A 24673-nucleotide genomic window follows, 5' to 3' on the forward strand; every position below is an offset into this window, starting at 1 on the left:
CAGGTATGAGCCACGACGAGTTTCCGACGGACCAGCCGGCGGTCGTGACCTGTGGGTTGCCCTACGCGAACGGTGACTTGCACGTCGGCCACCTCCGGACGTACGTCGACGGGGACGCACTGTCACGCGCCCTCCGGCGGATCGGCCAGCAGACGGCGTTCGTTTCGGGATCAGATATGCACGGTACGCCAGTCGCGGTCAACGCCGCCGAAGAGGGTGTCGCACCGCGGGAGTTCGCGCTGGACTTCCACGAGACCTACGCCGAGACGTTCCCGCAGTTCAACATCGAGTTCGACAACTACGGACACACCGACGACGAGACCAACGTCGAACTCACGCAGGAGTTCGTCCGCTCGTGGGTCGAAAACGACCACGTCCACGAGAAGGAGATCGAGGTCGCCTGGGACACCGAGGAGGACCAGCCTCTCCCCGACCGCTACGTCGAGGGTACCTGTCCCTACTGCGGGGAGCAGGCCCGCGGCGACGAGTGTGACGAGGGATGCCAGCGCCACCTCGAACCCGGCGAAATCGAGGACCCGGTGTCGACGCTGACCGGGAACCCCGCCGAGTACCGCACCCGCGAGCACAAGTTCCTCCGGCTTGCTGACTTCCAGGAATACCTTCAGGGATTCCTCGACCGTCTGGAAGGCACCGACAACGCCCAGAACCAGCCCCGCGAGTGGATCGAGGGCGAACTGCAAGACCTCTGTATCACACGGGACATGGACTGGGGCGTGGACTACCCGGAGGATGTCGACGGCGGCGACGAACTGGTGCTGTACGTCTGGGTCGACGCGCCGATCGAGTACGTCGCCTCGACGAAGCAGTACTCCGAGCGCGTCGGCGACGAGTACGACTGGGAAGCAGTCTGGAAGATCGACGTCGAGGAGCGCCACGGCACCGAGTGGGACAACGAGTGGGCCGACGACAGTGGCGAGATCATCCACGTCATCGGCCGTGACATCATCCAGCACCACGCGGTGTTCTGGCCCGCCATGCTTCGCGGCGCGGGCTACAACGAGCCCCGGTCCATTCTGGCGACCGGATTCGTCGGCATCGACGGCAATGCGCTCTCGACCTCGCGGAACCGTGCCGTCTGGGCCGACGAGTACCTCGACGCCGGCTTCCACCCCGACCTGTTCCGGTACTACATCGCCACCGGCGCACAGATCGATACCGACGTGGACTTCTCGTGGGACCGCTTTCAGGAACGGGTCAACGGCGAACTCGTGGGCAACGTCGGCAACTTCATCTACCGGTCGCTGCTGTTCGCCGAGCGGAACTACGACGGGACGCCCGACGCCACGGTCAGCGACGACGTGCGCGAGCGAATCGAGGACGCGATTGAGAACTTCGAGGCCGCCGTCCGGGAGTACGACATCCGCGAACTGGCCGAAATCGCCATCGAGCTCTCGAACTACGGCAACGAGTACATCCAGCGCAACGAGCCGTGGAACCTCGTCGACGACGACCCCGAAGAAGCCGAGCAGGTCATCCGCGACTGCGTCCAGCTAACGAAGGCCGTCGCGGTGCTGATGCAGCCTGTGCTGCCGGGCAAGGCCGAGCGCCTCTGGGGCCAACTGGGCGAACAGGGTTCCGTCGCCGACGTGACCCTCGACAGCGCGCTCGAAGCGCCGCCGGCCGAGTTCGACGACCCCGCGGAACTGTTCGAGCAGGTTGAGGACGACCACATCAAGGCGCTGAACGAGGAACTGCAGGAACGGGTCGAGGAGGCCAGCGAGGCTTCGGCAGAAGCCTCGAACGGAGGCGGCGAAGCCGCCGAAGACGAAGGGGACGACGACGCGGAGACCGCCGACCTCCAGCCTCTTGTCGAGGACCGCATCAGCTTCGAGGACTTCGAGGGCGTCGACATGCGCGTCGGCGAGATCCGGAGCGCCGAGCCGGTCGAGGGCGCGGACAAGCTCCTTCGCCTAGAGGTCGACATCGGCCACGAGGTCCGGCAAGTCGTCGCTGGCCTCCGACAGCTCCACGACGCTGAGGACCTCCCCGGGACGCGTGTCATCCTGCTTGCGAACATGGAGAAAGCCGAACTGTTCGGCATCGAATCCAACGGGATGGTGCTGGCCGCCGGCGAGGAGGCGGACCTGCTGACGACGCACGAGGACGCGCCGCTGGGGACCCGCATCAAGTAACCGCAGTCGCCAGCGCTTTTGTAGTCACGGCCCGTATCGCAGACCATGGATGACGACGGGGCCGCACGAGACGATGCGGCCGCTACGGGTGATACGTTCACCGAAGAGTACGAACTGGCGACGGACGCCGACGTGATTCAGGTCGAGGAAGGCCCTGACGGCGACGCGCCCGACGACGAGGAGGGCGCAGTCGCCGGCTCCTTTGCCCCGAATCTTGAAGTGACACCCGACGCACCGAAGCCTGAGAATGTCGTCTTCGTCGCGTTGGGGGTCTGTATCGCAATTCTCGCGCTCGGACGGATGTTTCTCGGAGCGGAGATGTACACGCCGTCCGTCCTCGGTGGCGTGGTTCTGTCCGTTGCACTCGGAGCCGCTGTGCTGTATGGGTTCTTCGTCCGGACGAGCGACGTGTGAGACTGTACCGGCGATTCCGGAGTCGCGCTCTCTACCCCGACACTTAATCCTGCTCCGACACTAAGTCAGGGCATGGTGAACCCGCTGGCGACAGTTGCCCCGCTGCAGGCCGAACCACTGTTAGGTATGTCGCTCTCCATCCTGCTGTTTCTGGCCGGTGCGGGCCTCATCGTGGGCGAAGCGCTCGCCCCCGGGACCCACTTTTTCGTGCTCGGCGTGGCCCTGCTGACGGCGGGGCTGGTCGGGCTGTTCATCCCAGCGAGCCTGGGAATCCTCGCGCCGCTCATTCTTACTGTCGTCGTGCTCGCAACAACAGCGATCACGCTCTGGGGGTATCGAAAGCTCGATTTCGCCGCGCCGGGCCGCGGCCAGACGCTCAGTTCTGACTCGCTTACGGGCCAGTTCGGAACGGTTACCGAGCGCGTAACCCGGAGCGACGGCGAGGTCAAACTGGAAGACGGCGGTTTCAATCCGTACTATCAGGCTCGTTGCTCCGGCGACCCGATAGAGGAAGGGACGGAGGTCATCGTCATCGACCCCGGCGGCGGGAACGTACTCGAAGTCGAAGCGGTGGAGTCGGCGAGCGACGAGATCGACCGCGCGCTCGAACGTGATCGAAACCGGGGCAGCGAGAACGACGACGCCGAACCGGAGCGAGAGTCCGAGCGGGCGTAGGTGTGTAATTCGGTAGTTTGTGACAGGGACACCGAAGCCTTTTCCTTGCGCGCTCCGGAGTTCTCATTGTCATGTTCCCCGCGACAGCACCGCTGCAAGGTCTGGGAGGACTCGTCGGTTTCGTTACCGTCATATTCCTCCTGATCGCCATCGCGCTGGTGTACTCCAGCGTCGTGATCATCCGCCCGTACCAGAAAGGTGCCTACACGGTCCTCGGTACCTACCGCGGCGTCCTCGACCAGGGGATTCACTTCATCTATCCCTTCGTCTCCGATGTGACGCGGTTCGACATGCGTACCCAGACGCTTGACGTGCCACGGCAGGAGGCTATCACCCGCGACAACTCGCCGGTGACCGCCGACGCCGTCGTCTACATCAAGGTGATGGACCCGAAGAAGGCGTTCCTCGAAGTCGACAACTACGAGCGTGCCGTCTCTAACCTCGCCCAGACGACCCTCCGTGCCGTGCTGGGTGACATGGAACTGGACGACACGCTGAACAAGCGGGGCGAAATCAACGCCCGAATCCGGAAAGAACTCGACGAACCCACCGACGAGTGGGGTGTCCGTGTCGAGAGCGTCGAGGTCCGCGAGGTCAACCCCTCGAAGGACGTCCAGCAGGCGATGGAGCAACAGACGTCCGCCGAGCGGAAACGCCGTGCTATGATTTTGGAAGCCCAGGGTGAACGGCGCTCCGCCATCGAGACAGCGGAAGGTGACAAGCAGTCTAACATCATCCGTGCACAGGGTGAGAAGCAGAGCCAGATCCTGGAAGCACAGGGTGACGCAATCTCGACCGTCCTGCGTGCGAAATCCGCCGAATCGATGGGCGAGCGTGCCGTTATCGACAAGGGAATGGAGACGCTCGCCGAGATCGGCCAGGGCGAGTCGACGAAGTTCATCCTCCCGCAGGAACTCACCTCACTGGTGGGCCGCTACGGCAAACACCTCCAGGGTTCGGACGTGAAGCAGAACGGGCACTCGCTGGAGGCGCTTGACTTCGACGACGAGACCCGTGAGATGCTCGGTCTGGACGACATCGAGGAAATCCTCGGCCAGATCGACGAGGAAGCCGAAGTCGATGTCGAGGCTATGGAAGAAGAGGCACAGAAAATCAAGCAGGGTCAGGACAGTGGCCTCGACAGCGCCGATGAGATGATTCAGGAGATGGACGCTGAAATCGACGACGACTCGTCGACGACTGATGTGGCCGGCGGTCCGGACGACACGACGCGAACGTCGGAAGTCGACAAAGACAACTAACTGAGAATCAGGCGAAGACGTTTTATTACCGACCCACCTTTTCGGTAGCAATGACGCGTGAGGGCGACGTAGACGAGGACAAGCGAGCGACGCTCCGTCGCTTTGCCGCCCTCGGTGCAGCGAGCCCGTTTGCCCGCTTCGGCGACAGCGGGAGCGAGAGCGACGCGCCCGACGCCATCGCCGGGTACGTCTCGACACATCCCGGGACGCACTTCTCGAAGCTTCGCGACGACCTCAAACTCGGGACCGGTGAGGCCCAGCACCACCTCCACCGGTTGGAAAACGAGGGCGTCGTCACCTCACAGAAGGACGGCGACTACCGACGGTACTTCCCGGCCGGCCAGTTCTCCGAGTTCGAGCAGGTGGCGCTTGGCTACCTGCGGCGTTCGACCGCCCGCGGGATGCTCGTCACCCTGCTGCGTCGCCCGGACGTGACGGCGTCAGAACTGGCTAGCGAACTGGATGTATCGCGACCGACGGTGAGCAACTACGCCGCCGATCTGGAGTCTGCCGGGCTCCTGTCGCGAGAAGACGGGTACGCGGTGACGGAACCCGAGACCATGCTGACCCTGCTGATCCGGTACGCCGACTCGTTCGGCGACGATGTCGCCGCGCTGGCCGGCGAGGCCGACTCGTTGCTGCGCTACGACCCGTGAGGCTCCGCCCACTGTCGGCCCGGTCGCATCCGTTTCTCGCTTACGTCTCTTTGTCGACGCCGGTTATTTCGAACCTGGCTCCGCCCGACTCGCTGTCGGTTACGTTGACGTCCCAGCCGTGGACGGCAGCGATATCGGCGACGATTGCGAGGCCGAAGCCGGTGCCCTCGGATGCAGTCGAGTAGCCGGCTTCGAACACGGCGTCTCGTTCGTCTTTGGGGATGCCCGGGCCGTCGTCAGCGACGTAGAAGCCGCTGGCGTCGTCAATATCACCGACAGTGACTGTCACACCGCCGTCGTTCTCGACGGCCCCACCGGACTGTCCCGGACTGCTCGTCGACCCACGCTCCGAGTGCTCACCCTGTAGCTGGGAGAGCGAGGACTCCACCCCATGCGTCGCGCAGTTCCGAAATAGGTTCGCCAGCAGGCGTTGCAACCGGCGAGGGTCAGCGAGCACAACACTGTCCGTATCGGCCTCCAGAGTCGCGTTCTCCGTTTCGACAGTCTCCCAGCATGCGGTCGCGGCAGTCTGGAGAGTGACCGGCTCGGTGGTCGTCGCCGCACGTCCGTCCCGTGCCAGCGTCAGGATATCGTCGATGAGTGTCTGCATCCGCTCGTGAGCGGCATCGATGCTGTCGAGGTGGTCGTTGGTCACGTCCTGCTGTGCCAGTTCTAGATGCCCCTGTGCGACTGTCAGTGGGCCCTGTAAGTCGTGGCTGACGACACTGGCGAACGAATCCAGTCGCTCGTTTTGGACACGGAGGCGGCGTTCGCGCTCCTTCTGTTCGGTGATATCCTGGATGAAGCCCCGAACTGTCCGCTTCTCCGTGCCCTCGACGCGTTTGCCGCGGGTCCGGACCCACCGGCGGTTTCCTTTGGCGGTGGTGAGTCTGACCTCAAGGTCGTACGACTCCCCGTGTTCGAGGGCCGCGTCAACTGCGTCCGCGACCGTTTCTCTGTCTTCGGGATGGTAGAACGACAGCCCGTCTTCAACTGTCGGGTCGAAGTCGTCGCCGACCTCGTGGATGCGGCGGGTGCCCGCTGTCCAAGTCGACATCCCGCTCTCGTCGAACTCCCAGGCCCCGAGGTCGCCGAGTTCCTCCGCCTCGGCGAAGAAGTCGCGTAACTGGGCGAGGTTCTGTTCGTGTTCGATGCGCTCCGTAACGTCCTGACAGTGCGAGAAGATGGTGACAACATCGCCTGAATCGTCGGTAACGAGGCGGTTGTGCCACTCAACCACGATGCACTCGCCGTCTTTCCGGACATTCTCGTTGATACTGTGGTAACCGCCGCTGGCCTCACTGAGAGCGGACGTAACCGCATCGACGTCGTCGTAGCTCTCAGAACTCACGAACATCTCCCACGTTTCCCCGAGCAGTTCCGTTTCAGTGTAGCCGAATATATCTGTGAGGGTGTCGTTGACGCGAACGATCTCGAAGTCCTGGTTATATTCGACGAACCCGAGCGGCGACTGGTCGATAAACAGCGAGAGCCGGTCTTTACTCGCTTCGAGGGCACGCTGTGACCGGTACTGTTCGACGGCGTTGACGATCCGGTTCGCGAGAAGGGCGTAGTGGCTGGTGTCGGCTGTTTTCTGTAGGTAGTCAGTGACACCTGCAGAGATAGCGTCACTGGCGACGGCTTCGCTCCCACGGCCCGTGTACAGGATAAACGGGAGGTCTGGATAGTCCTCGCGGACCGATTCGAGGAAGTCGATGCCGTTCTCGCCGGGCATTTCGTAGTCGGAAACGATACAGTCGACCGACTCCCTGTCGAGCAACCGCAAGCCCTCCGATGCACTCGTCGCGGTTTCGATAGTGAAATCGACCGACTCTCGCTGAAGGAACGCCGCCGTCATCTCCGTGTACTCCCGGTCGTCGTCGACGTGAAGAACCTGAATGGCGGAACCAGCCTCGCCCATTGATGCAATAGACTATGACCTCAATGGTTATCAATATGGACATTCGCTCGTTACAATATATTCTGTCCTATCAGGGTAACGTGGCTGCAACGAAAAGTGAGCGACAGCACCGTGACTCCTCTACGCAGGCCTACACCGCGGACCCGTTCGGGCGACAAAGTGGGAGCGCCAATGTCTCCCGGCCGAGCCGGTTCCCGTTCAGGTTTCGACCATCCAGGTCGTCGAGGAAGAGTATCCCCACTTCTCGACGGCCAGATCGTAGTCGCCATCGGCGATGGCGGTCATATTGGTCCCGACTTCCTTGGCCGAGAGATCGAGCGCGTCGCCGATAAGCCGCGATTTGAAATACGTCTGGTCGTCAGCGTTAGAGCGGAGATACTCCAGAATACGTCGCTGCTTGTCCGAAAGCGGACTGTCGGTGGTTTGTGCGGTGGCGCTCATTAGTACAGTTACTAACAGTACCGAGACACCCTTATGGGATTTGGTACAGACGGTTAACGGCTCGCCGTCTTGCGGTTTTCTCTTGCTCGAAGTGGAGATACTGCCGCGAGTTGGGCCACGGGACAGGTAGTTGGTACAAGCGGGAAACACCGTGCGTGCTCGTCATCGCTCCGCAGTTGGGACAGTAACAGTCGTTCGCTCCGGCAGTTCTTTAGTAATGGCCCGTTTTGTGGCCGAACGGAGGTCTATCACATTGGAAATCTCGGATCAATTGCTGTGTCTGTTCAGTGCTGATATCCGCGACGAGGGGGACCGGTACGTCGTGGAGGTCCCGCGTCGAGAAGTCGAGACGGGCGCAGTCGACTCGGACAGTACCTACCGCGTTGCGCTCATCTCCGCAGACGAGGGTATAGAGACGGACGAGGAGACGGTGTCGGACACGCCACCGGATCAGCCACAGCCGCCGGTCGAACCGGGTGAGACGCGCTACGTCGAAATCGAAGACATCGGCAAGCAGGGCGACGGCATCGCCCGCGTCGAGCGCGGCTACGTCATTATCGTTCCGGGGGCCGAAATTGACGAACGAGTCAAGATCGAAGTCACCGAGGTCAAGTCGAACTTCGCGGTCGGCGAAATCATCGACGACGTGTGACGCTACTCGTACGGGCTGCCGTCGGGGCGCTTTGCCCCTTCGGAGTCGTAGACGACGACCTGTCCGTCTGACTGGTCGACCGGCCGGTAGTTGTCACGGACGCCGATTGCTTCCGTCAGTTCCCGAACGGCTCGTTCCTTGAGCGCTGCAGCCAACTCCTTGGCGTCGGCTCTTGAGATATCCCGACCGAGTCCCTCGCATTCGTGGGCCCGGACCATTCCCTCCTCGTCGACGGCTTCGCCCATCGGCTGGCTCGTCCCGCCGAGCGCGACGCTGAAGGGGTAGGTCCGGCAGATGAGCGGGCGGTCGCCATGGACCGTGCAGGCACCTGTCCCGTCGTCGTCCTCAGCGTAGAACGTACAGTCACCGCAGTCGTCAGTCTGGAGCGCCCACTCGAAGGTCTCGCCTTCGGGGCCGTCCGGGCCGTCGGCCAGTCCGTACGGCATCGGCCGGGCCACGTCGCGGAAGTCGTACTCCCCGGCCGCCTGTAGCTGCCGGATCTCGTCGGGAAACACGGTCGCGGTGTGGGGTTCGGCGTTGGTTTCGGCGGGCTCAGTCTTTCCACTGTGACCATCAGCGACGTCACTAGCCTCGTCGTCACTCTCTCCACTCTCACCACACGCTGACTCGGCCTTGCAGCAGGCTCCACAGCGGGTGCATTCGAACCCGATTGTCTCGATAGCGTCGGCCAGTTCCGACTCGTCGAGCGCACGGGCCCGTTCGAGTTCGGTTTCCAGGGAGTCCACAGCCCCGATAGCGGGCCGATAGGCAAAAAGGGCGCGTCACTCCGCTGGATTCGGTGCGGCCCGCTGGCCGTCCCACGAAACAGCGCCCTCAACGGCCAGTTTTTCCAGATGGGCCAGTACTGTCCCGCGGGCCAAGTCGCGAACGCCAGTGAGGTCCTTGTCGTAGGCGGCGTCGAGGATGTCGTCGAGGGTGTCGGCTCCCTCGTCGACAGCCCGCCGAACACGTCGCTCGCGTTCCAGTCGGTGATTGATGAGGCGCACACAGGTCTCCCGTGGGGCCTCAATACGCGGTCCGTGGCTTGGCAACAGTGCATTGGGGTTTCTTGCGTGGAGACGACGCAGCGACGCGAGGTAGGCCCGAACGTCGCCCTCGGGTGCGCCGACGACGACGCTACCCTCGGCGACAGCGAGGTCGCCGGAGACGACGGTCCCGTCGGTTGCGAAGGCGACGTGCTCCGGCGCGTGGCCCGGCGTGTCGAGGACGGTCACCGGGCCAGCATCGGTCGGAATCGCCGTTCCGTCGCTGAACAGTTTGTCAGGGGTGACACCGGTCGCAGCCTCGAATGCGGCTGCCCGGCCACGGCGCGCCCAGACCGTCGCGTTCGTCTCTCTGGCGTACTGTGCGACGGCACCGGCGTGGTCAGGGTGATAGTGTGTGAGCGCAATGTGGGCGAGGGTACGGTCACTGAGAAGCGAATCGAGCGCATCATCCGTCGCCGCGGGGTCTACGAGAAGAGCCGCCTCGTCGCCGCAAACGTATGCTGCCGTGCTGCCGGTCGGTGCCCGTGTCGGGACGGACACGTCGGCCCGCTGCCAGTCCATGTCGGCAGGTCAGACCGTGAGGAAATAAACCTGTTTGCGTGCGTCAGTGAAGCTGTACCGCGAGTCTACCAGATCGGACTCCTCCAGGCGGTTCAGAGCATACCTGACAGTGCGGTCCGGGAGTAGCGAGTTCTCGGCCAAGTCGCCCTGGGACAGCGGAGCATCGTCTTCCAGCACCTTCGCGACGAGCTTCGCGCTCGGTGGGAGTTCACGCAGCGTGTCGCGGAACTCCTCGTCGGTGAATGGTGCCGGTGCAGCGTTTTCAGTTAATGCGCTCATAGTAGCTGATATTCCAGACTTACTGGTAAAACTTGGCTATATGCATGACCAAACAATACAGATTCTATGAAGTGTTTAATGTGTCCTTATACAGAGCCGCCGTCGTGTGGTTCCAGTCGCTATCCAGAAGGTACGCCCAGAACTATCAGGTCGAGAGCGCGAGCGGGTCTAGCCTGACTGGAAAACAGCCCGACCGATGAAAGGGGATTCCAGTATCGTTTTATCCCCCGCGGGGTGAGCAATACACCGTGAAAGGGCAGGAGTGGTATCAGGCCGACACCGTGGCCGAAGAGTACGAGGCCAAGCGGTTCTCCCGCGGCGGTCGGCTGATCGACCGACGCGAGAAGCAGGCCGTCCTCGACGCGATCGGCCCTGTGGCTGACAAGGACGTATTGGAAGTAGCTTGCGGGACCGGACGGTTCACCGTGATGCTGGCCGAGCGCGGTGCGAACATCACCGGGCTGGACATCTCAGGACCGATGCTCCAGCAGGGCCGCGAGAAAGCACAGGCGACTGATGTCGACGACCACGTCGAGTTCATGCGAGGCGACGCGGCCCGGCTGCCGTTCCCGGACGACCATTTCGACACCGTGTTTGCGATGCGCTTTTTCCATCTGGCGGATACGCCGGCGGCATTCCTCGCGGAGATGCGCCGCGTCTCGAAGGAGCAGGTCTTCTTCGATACCTTCAACCGGTTTTCGACCCGGTCGATATACAACTGGGCGCTCCCGATGGGGTCGCGGCTCTACTCTCGCTGGGAGATCGACCGGCTGCTGGACGGGGCCGGACTGGAACTGACCGACGCGAACCACGACTGGCTGCTTCCGTACGGGTTCTATCGGAAGATTCCGAACGAACTGGCCGCCTCGTTCCGGTCGCTCGATACGGCGCTCGGCGGTACGCCCCTCGGCGAAAAGCTGGCCTCGGTGTCGTACTGGAACACCCACGTGTAGCGTACCGCGGCTCGAACGACCCGTTTTCTGTATCGGGAAGTCCGCGTCCGTCTCCCGCGACTTTTAAGCGCCTTCGCCGTCCTACCCAGAGGTATGGATATCTCGGTAGTGGTCCCGACGCTGAACGGCCGGGAAGAGCTGGCCGGCTGTCTGGACGCACTCACCGAGCAGGTCCCGGATGCCGAAGTGATCGTCGTCAACGGCCCGTCAGCCGACGGCACGACTGGCATGATTCGCGACCGGGACGACGTGTCTATTCTTGTCGAAATCGCCGACCGCTCGGTCACAGTCGCCCGCAATGCCGGGATCGACCGAGCGACAGGGGACGTTATCGCCCTCGTCCATCAGTCGCTCTCGGTCGAATCCGGCTGGGCTGACGCCGTGAGAACCGGGCTTTCGGGGGCAACTCAGGCCATCACCGGGCCGACACACCAGCAACTGTGGGCCGGGATGACGACCGAGACAGAGGAAACACGGACGATAGCCGGCCGCGACGTGACGTATTTCAACCCCGGCAACGTCGCGTTCGACGCGGAAGTGCTGGAAGCTCTCGACGGGTTCGACGAGTACCTGAACGTTGGCAGCGCCCGGGACTTCGCACACCGGATGGCCGCCAGTGAGTACGACGTCGACTGGCGCACAGAGATGTGTGTCAGCCGCGAGTTCGAGGCCGACGGCGGCATCACGGAGACCGACTGGAACTGGAAGTACCGCTCGCTCGCGTATCGGCTGGTGAAGAACTACAACGTTCGCCCGACCGTGGTACGGCGAATCCTCAGCCACGCAGTCGGTGACGCGAAGGACGCACTGGTCGATGTCGTGCGCGGGGAGACGACGCCGTCGCAGTGGCTCGGCAACGGGCAGGACGTGTTCGGCGGCGTCGGGTCAGGAATCGTCGACGGCGTCCGGGCACGAGTGACCGACCGGACGCCCCGCCGGAATCCGAACGGTCGGTCCGCGCGTGCGGACCGCGCAGTAACTGTGTACGACTGGCGGTAGCCGATACTGGCCGCAACCGTTCGACCGGAACGAGAGTAGTCGGCAATCAGGGGGCCAGCGCCTCGATGACGCGGTTTGGATTGTTCGAGAACACCTTGCGCATCGCGTCTTCGGGGACGTCCAGCGTCAGAATCTCCATCACGGCCACGTTCGGGTGGACGCTGGGGACACCACTCCCGAAGAGGACGCGGTCGGGGTGTTCCAGAACTGCCCGTTCCATCGGCCCCCGGTAGCGGACCGCACTGGTATCGAGATACAGATTGTCGTGGCCCTCCAGCAGATCGATGGCTCGTTCCATCAGGTCCTTCCGGAGGGGATGTGCGCCGAAATGTGAGAGGATGACTGGGAAGTCGTACGTCAATAGCGATTCGGCGACGGCTTCGGGCTGGAAGCCTTCGCCGCCGTGGACGATGACGGGCAGCGATACTGACTCTAGTTCTGCAAGCACGTCCTCGTCTGGCAACCCGTCGGTCGGCGGATGGAGCTTGAAGCCGTAGAACCGGTCGTCGTAGGCGTACTGCTCGATGTCCTCCGGGGAAGTGTGGGCCTCCGTGCGGCTATTTGCGAGGTTGCGGAGCGTCGATCCGGGGCCGGTCCCCGGAGCCCGAGAGCCGTTGACTCTGGCGAAGGCCACCATCGGCCGCTCGACGGTCATCCGGGCGACGGCGTTGTTCGCTTTCAGATACGAGCCGTCTCGTTCGCCGGGGAAGACGACGGAGCGGACGACGCCGGCCTGGTGCATCTCCCGCTCCAGTTGCTCCGGGTCACCCATGCCGTCTCGGGGTCGGCGCTGCTCGTCGGGTTCCAGCCGTGCGTGCACGTCGACGACGCGAAAGCCGTGCTCCAACTCCAGCATCTACTATACGGTGTGTATACACCCATATTAAAAGGTGTGTAGGTCCGGCCGGGATTACAGGGACAGCACGGCGCTGTCGCCCGACGAGTGGTCTACGCCGTTAGAAAGTTTTATATAGAACCGCTTGCCTTGTCTTAAGTGAGGTTCAACACATATGTCATCTGGCCAGCGACGCATGGGCGGCCAGCCTCTTTTCATCCTTGATGAGGACGCCCAGCGCACACACGGGAAGGACGCACAGTCATCGAACATCTCCGCCGGAAAGGCCGTAAGCGAGTCTGTACGGACCACGCTCGGTCCCCGCGGCATGGACAAGATGCTCGTCTCCGACGATGGTGATGTGGTCATCACCAACGACGGGGCGACCATCCTCTCCGAGATGGACATCGAACACCCTGCGGCCCAGATGATCGTCGAAGTCGCCCAGACTCAGGAGGACGAAGTGGGCGACGGAACGACGACGGCGTCCGTGCTGGCCGGGGAACTGCTGACGAAGGGCGAAGACCTGCTTGACGACGACGTCCACCCGACAACAATCGTCGAGGGGTACTCCGCCGCGGCTGAACTCGCACAGGACGCCATCAACGAGATCGTCCTCGACGTCGACCTCGACGACGAGACGCTCGTCGAAGTCGCCGAATCCTCGATGACCGGCAAGGGCACCGGTGACGTCGAGGCCGAGAAACTTGCCGAAGTCGTTGTCGACGCCGTCCGCCACGCCAAGAGCGACAACGGCGTTCGCCGGGACAACATCGAAGTCCACACCCAGACGGGTGCGGCTTCCTCCGCGACCAAGCTTGTCGAGGGCGTCATCGTCGACGAGACGGCCGTCCACGACAACATGCCGACCTCGGTCGAGGACGCGTCCATCGCGGTCATCGACACCGAGCTCGACGTCCGCGAGAGCAACATCGACGCCGAGTACAACGTCTCCAGCGTCGACCAGCTCAACGCCGCACTCGACGCCGAAGAGGGCGAACTGCAGGGCTACGCCGAGGATGTCCTCGAAAGCGGCGCTGACGTCGCGTTCGTCACTGAGGATGTTGCCGACCGCGTCGCCTCCCAGCTCGCCAAGGAAGGCGTCTTCGTCGCCGACAGCATCAGCTCCTCGACCGCCAAAGACATTGTCGAGGCTACCGGCGCAAAGCGCGTCGGCTCGCTCGAATCCCTTGACGAGGACGCGCTCGGCCACGCCGACAGCGTCGACGTCGAGAAGCAGGGCGATGACGACGTGACGTTCATCACCGGCGGCGCGACCGCCGAGTCCGTCACGGTCATCGCTCGCGGCTCCACCGAACACGTCGTCGACGAACTCGAACGCGCGCTCAACGACGCGCTCGACACCGTCATCGCCGCGCTCGACGCTGGCGGTGTGGTCCCCGGCGCAGGCGCGACCGAGATCGCCATCGCCGACCACATCCGCTCCGAAGCGGCGTCCATCGAGGGCCGCAAGCAGCTCGCCGTCGAAGCGTTCGCCGACGCCGTCGACGTGCTGCCCCGCACCCTCGCGGAGAACACGGGTCTCGACGCCATCGACGCGCTCGTCGACCTCCGCGCCGAACACGAGAGCGAGGGCATCGCTGGCATCATCAGCGAAGGCCAGACCGGCGTCGTCGGTGACCCCGTCGACTACGGCATCCTCGACCCCGCCGCTGTCAAGCGCGAAGCGGTCGACTCCGCCACCGAGGCGGCGACGATGATCGTCCGCATCGACGACGTCATCTCGTCGAGTTAGAGACTCGAGCGTCTCGTCGCGAGTGTTCACAACCTGTTTTCTTTTGACTGCGCCAGAGAGCGGCGCGACCGCTGTAGAAACTACCGCTCAGTCGCCACTCGGTTCGACAGACAGCGTCAGCGTCGCATCGTGGCCGTCAGCGAGCGCGTCGACGAGGTCCCGGTCCACGTCGCCGGCTGCCGCGTCGGCGTTTACCATCACCGTCCGGTCGTCGACGTAGTCACTCGTCCGCAGGACGTGGCTACGGTCGTTCTCGAAGGACAGGTCGGGGTGGCCGGTTCCGGCCACCGTAACGGTGTGGTCGCCGGCCTCGATAGTCGCCGTAATCGTCGCGTCAGTGCTCTGACAGGCCGTCACGAATTCGCTGTCGAAGTCGGCAGGGACGCGGTCGGCTTCGATAGCCAGAATACAGTCACCTGCAGGAGTCAGGAAGTCGTCGCTCGTCACTTCCAGCGTGCTCGCGTGCTCGCCGGAAACGTTCTCGTGGCCCTGTGCGTGGACCACCTCCTCAAGTGTCATACCTCCCGATCACTGCCGGGCGTACTTCAGCGGGACGACTCCGACCGGGCGACGGTAACCGTCACCGCACCGCAGGCGCACTCGTAGGCCTCGCGGCGGCCGGCCTCAGTCTCGAACACCAGCGCTGGCTCGCCGAGCGGGCGCTCGCAGTGCTGGGCCTCGCAGGTCGGTGTCGCCGCCTCGTGCAGTTGGGTGAGCATATCTGGATAGTAGGTGGCTACCTATGTCAAAGCGAGCCATCCCCGGAGTGAAAGTGAAAGTGAAGGCGTGGGGCAAAGGATATGCCCTCGGGGAACGGGCCACAAGGTATGTCGCTGGAGTGGCGCGGCGCGGCGGTTGCGCCGGACGACGAGATGCCGTCCCCGGAGTCGTGGGAGCCGGTATCGGTGCCCGGCCGGCCCGAACAGTTCGCCGGCGCCGAGGCCGTGGCCTACGAAACGACGTTCTCGGACCCGCGGGGCGAGAGCGACGCACACGCCCTGCTCGTACTGAATGGAACCTACGCGCACACACGCGTGTGGTGCAACGGCGATCTGCTCACGAGTCATGACGCCTACTTCGAGCCGCTCCGGGTCCGACTCCCCGAGAGCGAGGAGTACCGGATCGTCGTGGAGTGTCGTGCGCCGGAGGACCGCTTCGGCGGTCTACACGCGACCGATCAGCTGCCGCCGGAACGCTGCGTTCCGGGCATCTGGTGGGACGCGACCCTCGAAACCCGACCCGACCCGTGTGTGAGCGAACTCTCGGTCCAGCCACAGCTATCGGAAGAAGACGTGACCGACGCGACGGTGGACGTGTCGGCGACCGTCCTGACTGCGGAGCCACTCGACGACCGGATTACACTCTCGCTCCGGCCGGAGGGTGACGTTCGTGGCGGCGGGATGATGGACCGCGCCCGTGTCTCGACCGACGAAGCGACAACGACGGTGACCTACACGATGGACGTGCGCGACCCGTCGCTGTGGTGGCCCCACGACCGCGGCGACCAGTCCCGCTACGTGCTCAGGGCAAAACTCGGCGACGACGAACACTCGGTGACGACGGGACTGCGTACCGTCTCGTACGACGATGGCCTGCAGGTCAACGGCGAAGACGTGCCGGTTCGCGGCGTGACACTGCTGGACCCGACCGCGGAGGACGTCGAGCGGGCCGTCGACGCCAATGCAAATCTGGTTCGGGTACGGGCGCAGGGGACGCCGCCCGAAGTGGCCCGGGCCTGTGACGACCACGGCGTCCTGCTCTGGCAGGACCTCCCACTTTCCGGCCCCGGGTCGTTCGACACGGAGCGAGGGCAAGGTCTCGCAGCACGGCTCACTGCGACCTACGCACAGCATCCTAGTTTCGCCGCGGTCGGCGTCCACGACGAGCCGGTGCCGTCGTACGCCAATGGGCTGGGATCGGGCTTTCTCGACCGACTTCGCTTTCGATGGCGTGCCTGGCGGGCTAGCTACGGCGACGCGGACGCCACATCGGTGGCGTCGGCCGTCGACTCCGTCCCGACGTTCCCAGTCGTCGGCCCCCCCGGAATCGACCCCGATGCGGTCACGCTGTATCCGGGCTGGCGATACGGCGACACGGCCGACCTCCCGTGGCTCTGCTCGCAGTTCGACGTTGGCGACGTCGTCGCCGGCTTTGGCGCCGGTTCGCTAGGAACGCCGGACCCGAGCGACAGTCCTGGGTTCGATAGCGCCTGCCACGACCGCCACGTCGACGGTGGAATCGAAGCATCGCAGACGTATCAGGCCGATGTCGTCCGCGAGGTTGCCGAAACGCTCCGTCAACGCAACGCGCCGCTCATCGTCGTGGACAGCCTCCGAGATGTCGGTGACGCCGGCATGGGACTGCTCGCCGAGGATGGTTCCGAGAAGGCGGCTTTTAGTGGTCTCGCCGACAGCTACGAGCCCACACAGGTGATGCTCTCGGATGCAACGCCCGGTGAGCGGGATATCGTTGTCCTCCACGACCGTCCAGAAAAAGCGGACCTCACCGTGGAGTGGGACTGCAACGGGGATCGCGAACAGGCCGAGCACACTGTCGGTCCGTTTGCACGCGTCACCGTCGACACGCTCACCCTTTCAGCTGGTGACGATGTGACGCTTGCAGCCACCGACGGCCAGACTGTCGTCAAGAACGAGTATCGTATTAGCGAGTAATACAGGTGCGTGATATGCCATGGAAACTCGATGCGATAGTGGCCGTCTCACCCCTGAAATATGGCGTGTGAGACGTTGACGCGGTATTCAATGCACCGGAATGTTTAAACAATATCCACCTCTATTTGTAGACACCAGAACGCTTCCGCGTTCAGGCAGTATCGCTTTCAGCCCAACATGAGAGGGAACCCTTGTTATTGGTGTCAGCCCCTCAGTAGTGGGCCGACTGTCTGTGCTGAAGCGGTGATGGCATAGAGGATTCAACAATGGCAGACTCGATAGACGAATCAAAGAACGTTACAGTAACCGAAGAGGATCTCGAAAACAAATCGAAAGGCGAGCTCATCAAACTCGCCGGCCAGCTCCGCGACCGACGAAACGAGCTGAACCAGATGGCGTCCGAGCGGGCCTCCGCTCGCGACGACCTGAACGCGAAGACTCGCGAGAAGGTCGACGAAGCGCAGGAACACCGCGAGAAGCGCGACGAGCTCAACGAACAGGTCCAAGAGCACAAGGACCAGCGCAACGAGCTCAATGCGGAAGCAAACGAGCTGTTCGACAAGGTCGATAACCTGAAAAACGACCTCGAACTCGACGAGGGCACGTCGGTCGAACAACTCAAAGAGGAGATCGAAGACCTCGAGTTCAAGCAACAGACCGAAGTGCTCTCCTCGGAAGACGAGAAAGAGCTCATCGAGAAGATCGAGACCAAACGCGAGAAGCTCCAGGAGAAACAGGAGAAGCTCGATCAGGGCGGCGACCTCGAAGAGCTCAAAGAGGAAGCGGAAGAGGTCCGCTCGGAAGCCTCAAAGCACCACCAGAAGGTCACGGAACTGGCTGACGAGGCCCAGAAGCACCACAACGAGATGATCGAGGCCTATCGCGAGGCCGACGAGATCCGTGACGAGGCCGACGAGAAGCACGAGGAGTTCGTCGACGCGCAGGAAGCGGCCGACCAGCACCACGAGGACTTCGTCCGCGTCCAGAAGCGCCTCCGCGAACTCGACAAGAAGGAAGAAGAGCAGGAGCGCTCCCAGCGCGAGGAGAAGCAGGAAGCCGCTCGCGAGGAAGCCGAGGAAATTTATCAGAAGTTCAAGGAAGGCGAAACCCTCGACACCGAGGACCTGATGAAGCTCCAGAAGGCCGGCAAGCTGTAACTCTGCAGGATTTTCTCTCTGTTTTCACTGACAATAGATGCATCACTCACTCGGCCTGCTCCAGCTCGGCGCACTCTCGCTCGTCCCGACAGCCCTCGGTGGGGTCCTGTTCGGCCTCGCACTCGCCGCGCCGCCGGGCCCGATGAACGCCGTTATCGCCGAGGAGAGCGCACTGCGGGGCTGGCGGGCTGGCTTCTTTGCCGGCCTCGGCGCGATGACTGCCGACGCCTGTTTTCTCGTGCTCGCCGTGCTCGGTGCCGCCACAGTCATCACCGAGACGCCGGGCGTTCAACGCGTGATGGTCGGTGCCGGCGGGCTCCTGATGCTCTGGTTCGCGTACGGCGCAGTTCAGGAAGCCAATACGGTCGTGACCGAGGGGGACTCGTCGGTCACTGCCGGGGATAGCCGTGGCTTTCGCAAGGCCCTCGTCTTGGCGCTGACAAATCCCTATCAGGTCATCTTCTGGCTCACCGTCGGCATCGGCCTCCTCGAACCCGGTGTGGTCGACGTGTCGTCGTACGTGCCTGCGGTCGGGACTGACACGCTAACAATACAAACCGGTCATCCGGTGCTGTTAGGAGGGTTTTTCGGCGGGATCGGCCTCTGGATTACGGGATTTCCGGCGGCGATTGTCGCCGCGAGAACGCGTATCGAGCGGCTCGCGCCGCTAATCGCGTGGGTTAGCGCCGCTGTTCTCGCCGGGACTGGCGTTCTGTTCCTGCTGCGGGCGCTATGAGTCGCCCATCCCGGTCGCTACGTCGTCGAGGTCGTCTTCGACAGCCATGTCGGCGACTTCCATCGTTAGCCACTCCTGGAACCAGCGGGTCCGCTTGAGCCGCTGATGGACGATGGACTCGGCGGTGTCGCTCTGGACACGCTCGCGCGCGTCTTCGCCGCGCTCGATAACACGGTCGACCATCTCGGCCGCATCCATGTGCGTCCGGGATTCATAGCCCATACGCAGCAACATCAGGGCGGTCCCGTTCGCGCCGACCTTGTCTAGGATATCCGCTTCGATGAGACACTGCACTTCCAGGGGTAGATCGTCCAGCGGCCCCTGATACGAGTGGGCATCGACGGCGGCGCAGACCTGCTCGATAAATGATTCGGGGTAGTCACCGTGTGCCCGCAGATACTCGCGTGCGATCCGCGCGCCGGCTTCCGCGTGGAGGTCCTGTTCGGCTTCCAGTTTCGCGATGTCGTGAAACAAGGCTGCCACGCGAGTCACGTCCACGTTCGCCCCTTCCTTGCGGGCGATTTTTGTCGCGATGTCGACGACGTTGAGGATGTGGTTGAAGCGATACTCCGCGGAGTGCCACGGGTACCAGCGCATGCGACCGCCTTCTTCTTCGTTTTCGACGCTCGCCGCGAGGTAGTCGTGGACGAACTCCTTCATTTCCTCGAACGCGTCGGCTGAGACAGGTGACTCCCTAATCTCGACGCCCACAGCACCACCTCCGGAGACGGATTTCGATATTCATCTTACACATATAGACGTACGTTCGACTCTTTAGCGTTACGACAGGGAGAACGGCTGCCACACCCGGCGTTTCTGGATACAAACAGCGTCGCAAAACCGGTCTTCGGAGCAGGTGTCCGAGCGGCGGACAGCCGCCATCACTGTCCCCGATTCCATGTCAGGTGAGGTCTCTGTCGGGCGACAGCCGCAGCTGGTTCTCAGCGGCTGGGAACATTAGTCCGGCTTTTTACAGCTAATAGATAAATCGGTACATATGCCTCTCCAGCCACTCCACACGCCCGTCGGCGATGTGTCGATCGTGACCCACGCGGCGAACGAACATGCGATGACTGATGTCCTCGTTGGCATCGGTATTGCCCTGTGTCTGTTCGGACTGTACTACAAGCTGATACTGGTCCCGGCGAACAGGCAGGAATCGTCACAGCGCAGGGGAGGGCAGTCGCCGCCGTAATTATAGGTAGGCGGCGTCCCAGCGCATCGGCTTGCGAACGTTCCCGCAATTGTCACATTCGATGCGACCCATCGAGTCCATCGCGTTCGCCAGTGTCTCACAGTTACTGCAGAAGTACCCGTAGCGGTCGCTGCCCTCTTCTGTGACGTGGACCACGTGGAACGGCGCCATCGACCCGGACTCGTGGTTGTTGTGATCGACGTAGACTGTCCGGCCGTCGTCGGTTATCCGTTCGCGGCCAAGTTCGTCGGCGTCGGTGTAGAGGTTCTCGACATAGGTCCGTCCGGCGATGTCGACTTCACCCGTGCCGGCGCGCTCGAAACCGCGGTCCTCGTAGAAGCTGTTCCCTTCGACGTTGTCGGCCAACACGCGCCCTTGGAGTGTCTCAGCACCCCGGTCATGGAGTTCCCCGTGAGTCTCGTCGAACAACGCTGACCCGATACCCTCGCCACGGTACGCCGGGTCGACGTGCAGCCAGAGAATCGTCCCGATACTATCTCCTGATAGAACACTCTCGGAGAGGCCGACCACCTGCCCATCCTGCTCGCCGACGAGAATCAACCGATTACTCTCATCGTCGAGCACTTCCTCGATGCGCTCTTCGTCGTACCACTCCTCGATCGCGCTCGTAATCGCCTTCGGTCCCAGCGAATACGACGCCTCCAACGAGCGACGCGCCACGTCACGGATAGCCGGCCGGTCCGACGACACTGCCTCTCTGATTTTCATATGCCACTAGTTGGCACGGAACATCATAAATCTACAGTTCGATGTCAGAATTTGGGACACTCGTTAGGCTATTCATACAGGGACACTGCGAATTGTGGCCTCAGCCGGCTTGTGACTGACTCCTGTCCACTCGCTGTCGCGTCGTACCGGAATGCGGGCGCTGTTCGACTTCAGGTCGTGTACAGTCCGAGCGGAGTCGAACCGCCGTCACTTCGCTCCACTCGTGACGTGCTTCGAATCAGCTGCACATTTGTCGCTCTTGAAGTTATTTGCGACAAAAGTAGTCCCGGGCGGATTCGAACCGCGGTCGTTCCACGTTGCTCCACTCCCTGTTTCGAATCCACCTGCCGCTATTCGTCTTCACACTGTTCGGACAGAATAGTCCCGGGCGGATTCGAACCGCCGTCAAGGGCTCCAAAGGCCCTTATGATTGGCCACTACACCACGGGACTGCACTTACTGTATTCGGAATAATCGACGGAACGCACTTGAACGCTTCGAGAGCGGGCGGTCAGTCGCTGGTGACTTCGGCCTCGACTTCGAGCAGGCCACAGACATCGCCCTCGGGGTCGAAACAGTCCGGACACTGCGGTTCGCGGTCGATGATCGTATCGAGGCGATCAGCGACCGTTTCGTCGATGACACCCTCCAGTTGTTTTGCCTCGGCCCGGAACTCCTCGACCTCGAGCACTTCGATGAGGAACCGCTCGATAATGCAGTAGTTCTGGAGCGCCTCGCGAGCCTGTGCGATCCCGTCGTCGGTGAGGTCGACGCCCTTGTACTTCTCGTGGTTCAGCAGCCCTCGGTTTTCGAGTTTGCCGATCATCTCGTTGGCGCTAGCCGGGCTGACATCGAGCATATCGGCCACGTCGCCGGTGGATGCCGGACCGTCTTCTTGCTGTTGCGTGAGATAGATCGCTTTCAGATATTGGGCCTGCGTGTTCATTGGTAGTCCTCCATCAGGTCGGTCACGTCTTCGACACCCTCCGCCTCGTCCTCGCGGATATCCGACAGCACGGCCAGCAGCCGCTCGCGGTCAATGGTAAATGTCACGTCCGACGCCTCGATCGCGTCGATGAGGTCGTCATAGAACTTGTACGCCGTCTCCTCGTTACAGAGCTGGTCGTACAGCACGCCGTCGAAGTCCTCGTCGGCTTCGTACTGGGCCTCGACAAGCATCTCGATCTCCTCGAAGGGGACGGTGTCCGCTTCGAGGTCGTCAATGAGCGCCTCCAGTTGCCGGCGGTGCTCGGCGGACTCGGTCTCGGCGTGTTCGAGGAGATCGAGTACAGCCTGTTCATGTTTTTCACCCGTTTCCTCGGCGTGCTTGGCCGACCGTGCCTCGACGACCTCTTCCAAGACGATACCGATCTGTAGCAGCCGGGCGAGCTGATGGTCGGACGCCACCGGCTGTGTGAGACTCACGGCAACACCCCCAATCGGCGCTGTGCTGCAGTCATACACGTAGTTCGGGGAGGGCTGGACTTAAGCGGTTCCCTGTCGTCGGGCCCATTCCCTGTCGGTCCCGTGGCTGCGTCGCCCCGAAGGCCCCCCAATGTGATTCAACGGAGAGGGCGAAACTCTCGGCCGCTGTCGCGACCACCCGACTCGAGTTGTGGGCCGGTGACCACCCGAAACTACCAGAGGATGGGACTCGATAGCACACACGACCGATGGTAGAACGTGGCTGGCACGAGGACGCGGTCATCTACACACTGGACGTAAAGACGTTCAATGACAGCGACGGCGACGGCTGGGGCGATTTCCAGGGCCTCATCGAGAAGCTCGACTACATTGAGGACCTCAGCGTCACCTGCCTCTGGCTCCGACCGTTCTACCCAAGTCCGCTCCGGGACAACGGGTACGACGTCGCCGACTAGCAGGGCGATCCTGACTCGCTGCTGTCGCGCATCCAGCACATCATCGCGGCCCGCAAGCGCAACCCCGAACTCAGCGACGGCGACCTTCACCTCGCCGAGTCCGGCCACAAGGACGTGCTCATCCACCGCGTCGACACCGACGACACCGCGTTCATCTTCGCCCACAACTTCTCCGACGAGTCCCGCAAATCCGTCCTTCAGTGGGAGGTCCCTGATGCCGACACGTCGAAGAAACTCGGCGACGGTGGCTACCACATCGAAGACGGCGGCGTCACCTTCCTGCTGGACTCGTGTGACTACGTCTGGCTTCGCGGCGACAAGAGCGACTGGTGACCGCTGCACGCGACCGGATACAAAAGGCGACAGAACCGAACTCGTCACGCAACGTTCGAAGTCGCTACGGACCTCGCTACTCCCGAAGACATCAAAAGAACGAGTTCTTTTGAGCCTTCGGTCGTTCGCTACCGTTCACTCCCGAAGACACCATCAGAGCAAGTTCTGGTGAGCCTGCGAGAGTAATCGGGCGATTACTCTCGCAGACGCTCGTAGATGAGCTGGTCGAGGTCCTCGCGGAGTTCGTCGACCTCCACCTCTTCGAGTACCGGGACGTAGAACCCTTCGACGAGCATATTCTTCGCGCTCTCGGGGTCGACACCGCGAGAGGTCATGTAGAACATGTCCTCTTGATCGACCTGCCCGACCGTCGCGGAGTGGGAGGCTTCGGTGTCGTGGTTGTTGATGATGAGCTTCGGCGACGCGTCGGCCTCGGAATCGTCGGAGAGCATGAGCGTGTTCTCACGCTGGTAGGACGACGTGTCCCAGGCCTCTCGGCCGACGTCCTGAACGCCCTCGTACACCGAGCGGGCGTCGTCGTCGAGGACACCGCGGGTGACGAGGTCGGCGATGGTGTGTTCGGCCTCGTGCCAGACACGCGACGCGATGTCGAAGTGCTGGTCTTCGTGGCCGAAGAATGCACCCAGAATCTGTGACTCGGAGGAGTCACCTAGCAGTCGCGTCTCGACGTTGGACTTGGTCAGGCGGGAGCCGATGTTGCCGTCGATCCAGTTGACCGTGGCGTAGGTGTCGGCGTGGCCGCGCTTGACCTGGAAGTTGTAGGTCTCCTCTGAGAGGTTCTGGAGCGCGCCGTACTGGACGTAGGCGTTCTCCTCGGCGACGACCTCGACGATACCGGAGTAGTACTGATCGGCATCGGTCGTTTCGCCGGTCCCCTGGCGTTCGAGAATCGTCACCGACGAGGACTCCTCTGCGAGGACGAGCGTGTAGTTGAACAGCGACTGGCTGTTCATCGTCGTCCGGATCTTCACGTCCTCGGCATCGACACCTTCGGGGACGTAAACGACGGTCCCGGCGGAGAACAGAGCCGTCGACAGCGCAGTGAGGTAGTCCCGCTGTGGGTCGACGATGCTGCCGAAGTGTTCCTTGACGAGGTCCGCGTGCTCGTCGAGCGCCTCGCTCCAGGACAGTACCTCGACGCCTTCGGCATCGATGCGGTCCTTGTCCTGTGCGTAGTCGAGCGGGTCGACTAGGGACTCGTAATCGAGCGCGTCGAGGTTCGTCCAGGTGCGACCCGGCGTCCGGATGACGTCCGGCATGTCAAGCTCGTCGAGCGCCGCGAGCGCGTCTTTCCGGGTTTCGAGCAGCCACTCGGGTTCGCCGAGGTCGTCTGAAATCTGTTCCACCTGGGTCTCTGTGAGATTGGCGTGTACCTGCGTACTCATG

The 24673-nt window shown here is 62.7% G+C and carries 28 protein-coding genes and 1 tRNA gene; 15 read left to right on the forward strand and 14 right to left on the reverse strand.

Annotated elements, in window-relative coordinates; genetic code table 11:
• Positions 1-5: 5 nt before the first annotated feature.
• The 5 genes from metG to ACYJ11_RS02525 all read left to right on the forward strand — a co-directional run bounded on the left by metG (position 6) and on the right by ACYJ11_RS02525 (position 5160).
• Positions 6-2153, forward strand: coding sequence for a methionine--tRNA ligase (gene metG / locus ACYJ11_RS02505; protein WP_461646596.1), 2148 nt, complete (start codon positions 6-8; stop codon positions 2151-2153).
• A 45-nt stretch (positions 2154-2198) separates the two neighbouring features.
• Entirely contained in the window at positions 2199-2567 is a 369-nt protein-coding gene (locus tag ACYJ11_RS02510) for a DUF7312 domain-containing protein (protein WP_170097239.1), read from the forward strand.
• Positions 2568-2639: 72 nt separating this feature from the next.
• Positions 2640-3242, forward strand: a complete 603-nt coding sequence (locus ACYJ11_RS02515; RefSeq protein WP_461646597.1) for an NfeD family protein — start codon at positions 2640-2642, stop codon at positions 3240-3242.
• Positions 3243-3313: 71 nt separating this feature from the next.
• Positions 3314-4504 (forward strand): SPFH domain-containing protein, encoded by a 1191-nt coding sequence (locus ACYJ11_RS02520; RefSeq protein WP_461646598.1) that lies wholly within the window; start codon positions 3314-3316, stop codon positions 4502-4504.
• 50 nt (positions 4505-4554) lie between these two features.
• The gene (locus tag ACYJ11_RS02525; protein WP_461646599.1) at positions 4555-5160 is read left to right on the forward strand and encodes a winged helix-turn-helix transcriptional regulator; all 606 of its coding nucleotides are present in this window, start codon (positions 4555-4557) and stop codon (positions 5158-5160) included.
• Positions 5161-5200: 40 nt separating this feature from the next.
• Here the strand turns inward: ACYJ11_RS02525 and ACYJ11_RS02530 are convergent, their stop codons facing one another.
• Together ACYJ11_RS02530 and ACYJ11_RS02535 are read right to left on the reverse strand one after the other, a co-directional pair.
• The gene (locus ACYJ11_RS02530; RefSeq protein ID WP_461646600.1) at positions 5201-7081 is read right to left on the reverse strand and encodes a PAS domain S-box protein; all 1881 of its coding nucleotides are present in this window, start codon (positions 7079-7081) and stop codon (positions 5201-5203) included.
• Positions 7082-7279: 198 nt separating this feature from the next.
• A complete protein-coding gene (locus tag ACYJ11_RS02535) occupies positions 7280-7522 on the reverse strand; it encodes a DUF7123 family protein (protein ID WP_005537828.1) in 243 nt (80 codons plus the stop codon).
• Between the two features lie 253 nt (positions 7523-7775).
• On the opposite strand from ACYJ11_RS02535, the gene ACYJ11_RS02540 reads away from it, so the two are divergent.
• Positions 7776-8174, forward strand: a complete 399-nt coding sequence (locus ACYJ11_RS02540; protein ID WP_005537827.1) for a TRAM domain-containing protein — start codon at positions 7776-7778, stop codon at positions 8172-8174.
• A 2-nt stretch (positions 8175-8176) separates the two neighbouring features.
• Here the strand turns inward: ACYJ11_RS02540 and ACYJ11_RS02545 are convergent, their stop codons facing one another.
• From ACYJ11_RS02545 to ACYJ11_RS02555, 3 genes are read right to left on the reverse strand one after another with little or no spacing between them, the layout of a single operon-like run.
• Entirely contained in the window at positions 8177-8920 is a 744-nt protein-coding gene (locus ACYJ11_RS02545) for a YkgJ family cysteine cluster protein (RefSeq protein ID WP_461646601.1), read from the reverse strand.
• A 36-nt stretch (positions 8921-8956) separates the two neighbouring features.
• Positions 8957-9742, reverse strand: coding sequence for an MBL fold metallo-hydrolase (locus ACYJ11_RS02550; RefSeq protein WP_461646602.1), 786 nt, complete (start codon positions 9740-9742; stop codon positions 8957-8959).
• Between the two features lie 9 nt (positions 9743-9751).
• Complete coding sequence (locus ACYJ11_RS02555) at positions 9752-10021, reverse strand: MarR family transcriptional regulator (RefSeq protein WP_005537824.1); 270 nt, start codon at positions 10019-10021, stop codon at positions 9752-9754.
• A 248-nt stretch (positions 10022-10269) separates the two neighbouring features.
• Between ACYJ11_RS02555 and ACYJ11_RS02560 the strand changes: the two genes are divergently transcribed.
• Both ACYJ11_RS02560 and ACYJ11_RS02565 read left to right on the forward strand, forming a co-directional pair.
• The gene (locus tag ACYJ11_RS02560; protein WP_461646603.1) at positions 10270-10974 is read left to right on the forward strand and encodes a class I SAM-dependent methyltransferase; all 705 of its coding nucleotides are present in this window, start codon (positions 10270-10272) and stop codon (positions 10972-10974) included.
• A 93-nt stretch (positions 10975-11067) separates the two neighbouring features.
• Positions 11068-11973 (forward strand): glycosyltransferase family 2 protein, encoded by a 906-nt coding sequence (locus tag ACYJ11_RS02565; RefSeq protein WP_461646604.1) that lies wholly within the window; start codon positions 11068-11070, stop codon positions 11971-11973.
• Between the two features lie 46 nt (positions 11974-12019).
• Here ACYJ11_RS02565 and ACYJ11_RS02570 read toward each other — a convergent pair whose 3' ends face one another.
• The gene (locus ACYJ11_RS02570; RefSeq protein WP_461646605.1) at positions 12020-12829 is read right to left on the reverse strand and encodes an amidohydrolase family protein; all 810 of its coding nucleotides are present in this window, start codon (positions 12827-12829) and stop codon (positions 12020-12022) included.
• A gap of 175 nt (positions 12830-13004) precedes the next feature.
• Here ACYJ11_RS02570 and thsA point away from each other — a divergent pair, with 175 nt between their 5' ends.
• Positions 13005-14564 carry a thermosome subunit alpha gene (gene thsA / locus ACYJ11_RS02575; protein ID WP_461647362.1) on the forward strand — a complete coding sequence of 520 codons (1560 nt, stop codon included), beginning with the start codon at positions 13005-13007 and terminating at the stop codon, positions 14562-14564.
• 87 nt (positions 14565-14651) lie between these two features.
• Here the strand turns inward: thsA and ACYJ11_RS02580 are convergent, their stop codons facing one another.
• On the reverse strand, positions 14652-15083 hold the full coding sequence (locus ACYJ11_RS02580; protein WP_461646606.1) for a DUF371 domain-containing protein: 432 nt from the start codon (positions 15081-15083) through the stop codon (positions 14652-14654).
• Between the two features lie 26 nt (positions 15084-15109).
• Positions 15110-15283, reverse strand: coding sequence for a hypothetical protein (locus ACYJ11_RS02585; protein WP_461646607.1), 174 nt, complete (start codon positions 15281-15283; stop codon positions 15110-15112).
• A gap of 108 nt (positions 15284-15391) precedes the next feature.
• Here ACYJ11_RS02585 and ACYJ11_RS02590 point away from each other — a divergent pair, with 108 nt between their 5' ends.
• The 3 genes from ACYJ11_RS02590 (at position 15392) to ACYJ11_RS02600 (ending at position 19129) form a co-directional block, all read left to right on the forward strand.
• A complete protein-coding gene (locus ACYJ11_RS02590) occupies positions 15392-17236 on the forward strand; it encodes a glycoside hydrolase family 2 protein (RefSeq protein WP_461646608.1) in 1845 nt (614 codons plus the stop codon).
• A 266-nt stretch (positions 17237-17502) separates the two neighbouring features.
• Positions 17503-18393, forward strand: coding sequence for a coiled-coil protein (locus tag ACYJ11_RS02595; protein WP_004957913.1), 891 nt, complete (start codon positions 17503-17505; stop codon positions 18391-18393).
• 37 nt (positions 18394-18430) lie between these two features.
• Entirely contained in the window at positions 18431-19129 is a 699-nt protein-coding gene (locus tag ACYJ11_RS02600; protein ID WP_461646609.1) for a LysE family translocator, read from the forward strand.
• On the opposite strand, the gene ACYJ11_RS02605 is transcribed toward ACYJ11_RS02600, so the two are convergent.
• Positions 19124-19840 (reverse strand): HD domain-containing protein, encoded by a 717-nt coding sequence (locus tag ACYJ11_RS02605; RefSeq protein ID WP_005537812.1) that lies wholly within the window; start codon positions 19838-19840, stop codon positions 19124-19126. The two genes, ACYJ11_RS02600 and ACYJ11_RS02605, sit on opposite strands and share 6 nt — an antisense overlap.
• Before the next feature lie 286 nt (positions 19841-20126).
• Between ACYJ11_RS02605 and ACYJ11_RS02610 the strand changes: the two genes are divergently transcribed.
• Positions 20127-20324: a hypothetical protein gene (locus tag ACYJ11_RS02610; protein ID WP_461646610.1), complete on the forward strand. Its 198-nt coding sequence runs from the start codon at positions 20127-20129 to the stop codon at positions 20322-20324.
• Here the strand turns inward: ACYJ11_RS02610 and ACYJ11_RS02615 are convergent, their stop codons facing one another.
• The 4 genes from ACYJ11_RS02615 to ACYJ11_RS02630 form a co-directional block, all read right to left on the reverse strand.
• Positions 20325-21053, reverse strand: coding sequence for a GNAT family N-acetyltransferase (locus ACYJ11_RS02615; RefSeq protein ID WP_461646611.1), 729 nt, complete (start codon positions 21051-21053; stop codon positions 20325-20327).
• 379 nt (positions 21054-21432) lie between these two features.
• Positions 21433-21505, reverse strand: a tRNA-Gln gene (locus ACYJ11_RS02620).
• 59 nt (positions 21506-21564) lie between these two features.
• A complete protein-coding gene (locus ACYJ11_RS02625; RefSeq protein WP_004591305.1) occupies positions 21565-21999 on the reverse strand; it encodes a metal-dependent transcriptional regulator in 435 nt (144 codons plus the stop codon).
• A complete protein-coding gene (locus ACYJ11_RS02630; protein WP_170097222.1) occupies positions 21996-22478 on the reverse strand; it encodes a ferritin-like domain-containing protein in 483 nt (160 codons plus the stop codon). The genes ACYJ11_RS02625 and ACYJ11_RS02630 overlap by 4 nt, the downstream gene beginning before the upstream one ends.
• 248 nt (positions 22479-22726) lie before the next feature.
• Between ACYJ11_RS02630 and ACYJ11_RS02635 the strand changes: the two genes are divergently transcribed.
• Together ACYJ11_RS02635 and ACYJ11_RS02640 are read left to right on the forward strand one after the other, a co-directional pair.
• A complete protein-coding gene (locus tag ACYJ11_RS02635; protein WP_461646612.1) occupies positions 22727-22933 on the forward strand; it encodes an alpha-amylase family glycosyl hydrolase in 207 nt (68 codons plus the stop codon).
• A gap of 114 nt (positions 22934-23047) precedes the next feature.
• Positions 23048-23266: a hypothetical protein gene (locus ACYJ11_RS02640; RefSeq protein ID WP_461646613.1), complete on the forward strand. Its 219-nt coding sequence runs from the start codon at positions 23048-23050 to the stop codon at positions 23264-23266.
• Between the two features lie 194 nt (positions 23267-23460).
• On the opposite strand, the gene sufD is transcribed toward ACYJ11_RS02640, so the two are convergent.
• Positions 23461-24672, reverse strand: coding sequence for a Fe-S cluster assembly protein SufD (gene sufD / locus ACYJ11_RS02645; RefSeq protein WP_461646614.1), 1212 nt, complete (start codon positions 24670-24672; stop codon positions 23461-23463).
• Between the last annotated feature and the right edge of the window lies 1 nt (position 24673).

The sequence above is a fragment of the Haloarcula sp. H-GB5 genome (assembly GCF_054850705.1).

Bases quoted from the DNA above. Each gene is read 5' to 3' on its own strand.
- ACYJ11_RS02615 (WP_461646611.1), bottom strand. From the start codon at position 21,053: ATGAAAATCAGAGAGGCAGTGTCGTCGGACCGGCCGGCTATCCGTGAC.
- ACYJ11_RS02530 (WP_461646600.1), bottom strand. From the start codon at position 7,081: ATGGGCGAGGCTGGTTCCGCCATTCAGGTTCTTCACGTCGACGACGAC.
- ACYJ11_RS02510 (WP_170097239.1), top strand. From the start codon at position 2,199: ATGGATGACGACGGGGCCGCACGAGACGATGCGGCCGCTACGGGTGAT.
- ACYJ11_RS02550 (WP_461646602.1), bottom strand. From the start codon at position 9,742: ATGGACTGGCAGCGGGCCGACGTGTCCGTCCCGACACGGGCACCGACC.
- ACYJ11_RS02585 (WP_461646607.1), bottom strand. From the start codon at position 15,283: ATGCTCACCCAACTGCACGAGGCGGCGACACCGACCTGCGAGGCCCAG.
- ACYJ11_RS02580 (WP_461646606.1), bottom strand. From the start codon at position 15,083: ATGACACTTGAGGAGGTGGTCCACGCACAGGGCCACGAGAACGTTTCC.
- thsA (WP_461647362.1), top strand. From the start codon at position 13,005: ATGGGCGGCCAGCCTCTTTTCATCCTTGATGAGGACGCCCAGCGCACA.
- ACYJ11_RS02625 (WP_004591305.1), bottom strand. From the start codon at position 21,999: ATGAACACGCAGGCCCAATATCTGAAAGCGATCTATCTCACGCAACAG.
- ACYJ11_RS02590 (WP_461646608.1), top strand. From the start codon at position 15,392: ATGTCGCTGGAGTGGCGCGGCGCGGCGGTTGCGCCGGACGACGAGATG.
- sufD (WP_461646614.1), bottom strand. From the start codon at position 24,672: ATGAGTACGCAGGTACACGCCAATCTCACAGAGACCCAGGTGGAACAG.
- ACYJ11_RS02610 (WP_461646610.1), top strand. From the start codon at position 20,127: ATGCCTCTCCAGCCACTCCACACGCCCGTCGGCGATGTGTCGATCGTG.
- ACYJ11_RS02565 (WP_461646604.1), top strand. From the start codon at position 11,068: ATGGATATCTCGGTAGTGGTCCCGACGCTGAACGGCCGGGAAGAGCTG.
- ACYJ11_RS02595 (WP_004957913.1), top strand. From the start codon at position 17,503: ATGGCAGACTCGATAGACGAATCAAAGAACGTTACAGTAACCGAAGAG.
- ACYJ11_RS02515 (WP_461646597.1), top strand. From the start codon at position 2,640: ATGGTGAACCCGCTGGCGACAGTTGCCCCGCTGCAGGCCGAACCACTG.
- ACYJ11_RS02570 (WP_461646605.1), bottom strand. From the start codon at position 12,829: ATGCTGGAGTTGGAGCACGGCTTTCGCGTCGTCGACGTGCACGCACGG.
- ACYJ11_RS02635 (WP_461646612.1), top strand. From the start codon at position 22,727: ATGGTAGAACGTGGCTGGCACGAGGACGCGGTCATCTACACACTGGAC.
- ACYJ11_RS02520 (WP_461646598.1), top strand. From the start codon at position 3,314: ATGTTCCCCGCGACAGCACCGCTGCAAGGTCTGGGAGGACTCGTCGGT.
- ACYJ11_RS02600 (WP_461646609.1), top strand. From the start codon at position 18,431: ATGCATCACTCACTCGGCCTGCTCCAGCTCGGCGCACTCTCGCTCGTC.
- metG (WP_461646596.1), top strand. From the start codon at position 6: ATGAGCCACGACGAGTTTCCGACGGACCAGCCGGCGGTCGTGACCTGT.
- ACYJ11_RS02555 (WP_005537824.1), bottom strand. From the start codon at position 10,021: ATGAGCGCATTAACTGAAAACGCTGCACCGGCACCATTCACCGACGAG.
- ACYJ11_RS02525 (WP_461646599.1), top strand. From the start codon at position 4,555: ATGACGCGTGAGGGCGACGTAGACGAGGACAAGCGAGCGACGCTCCGT.
- ACYJ11_RS02535 (WP_005537828.1), bottom strand. From the start codon at position 7,522: ATGAGCGCCACCGCACAAACCACCGACAGTCCGCTTTCGGACAAGCAG.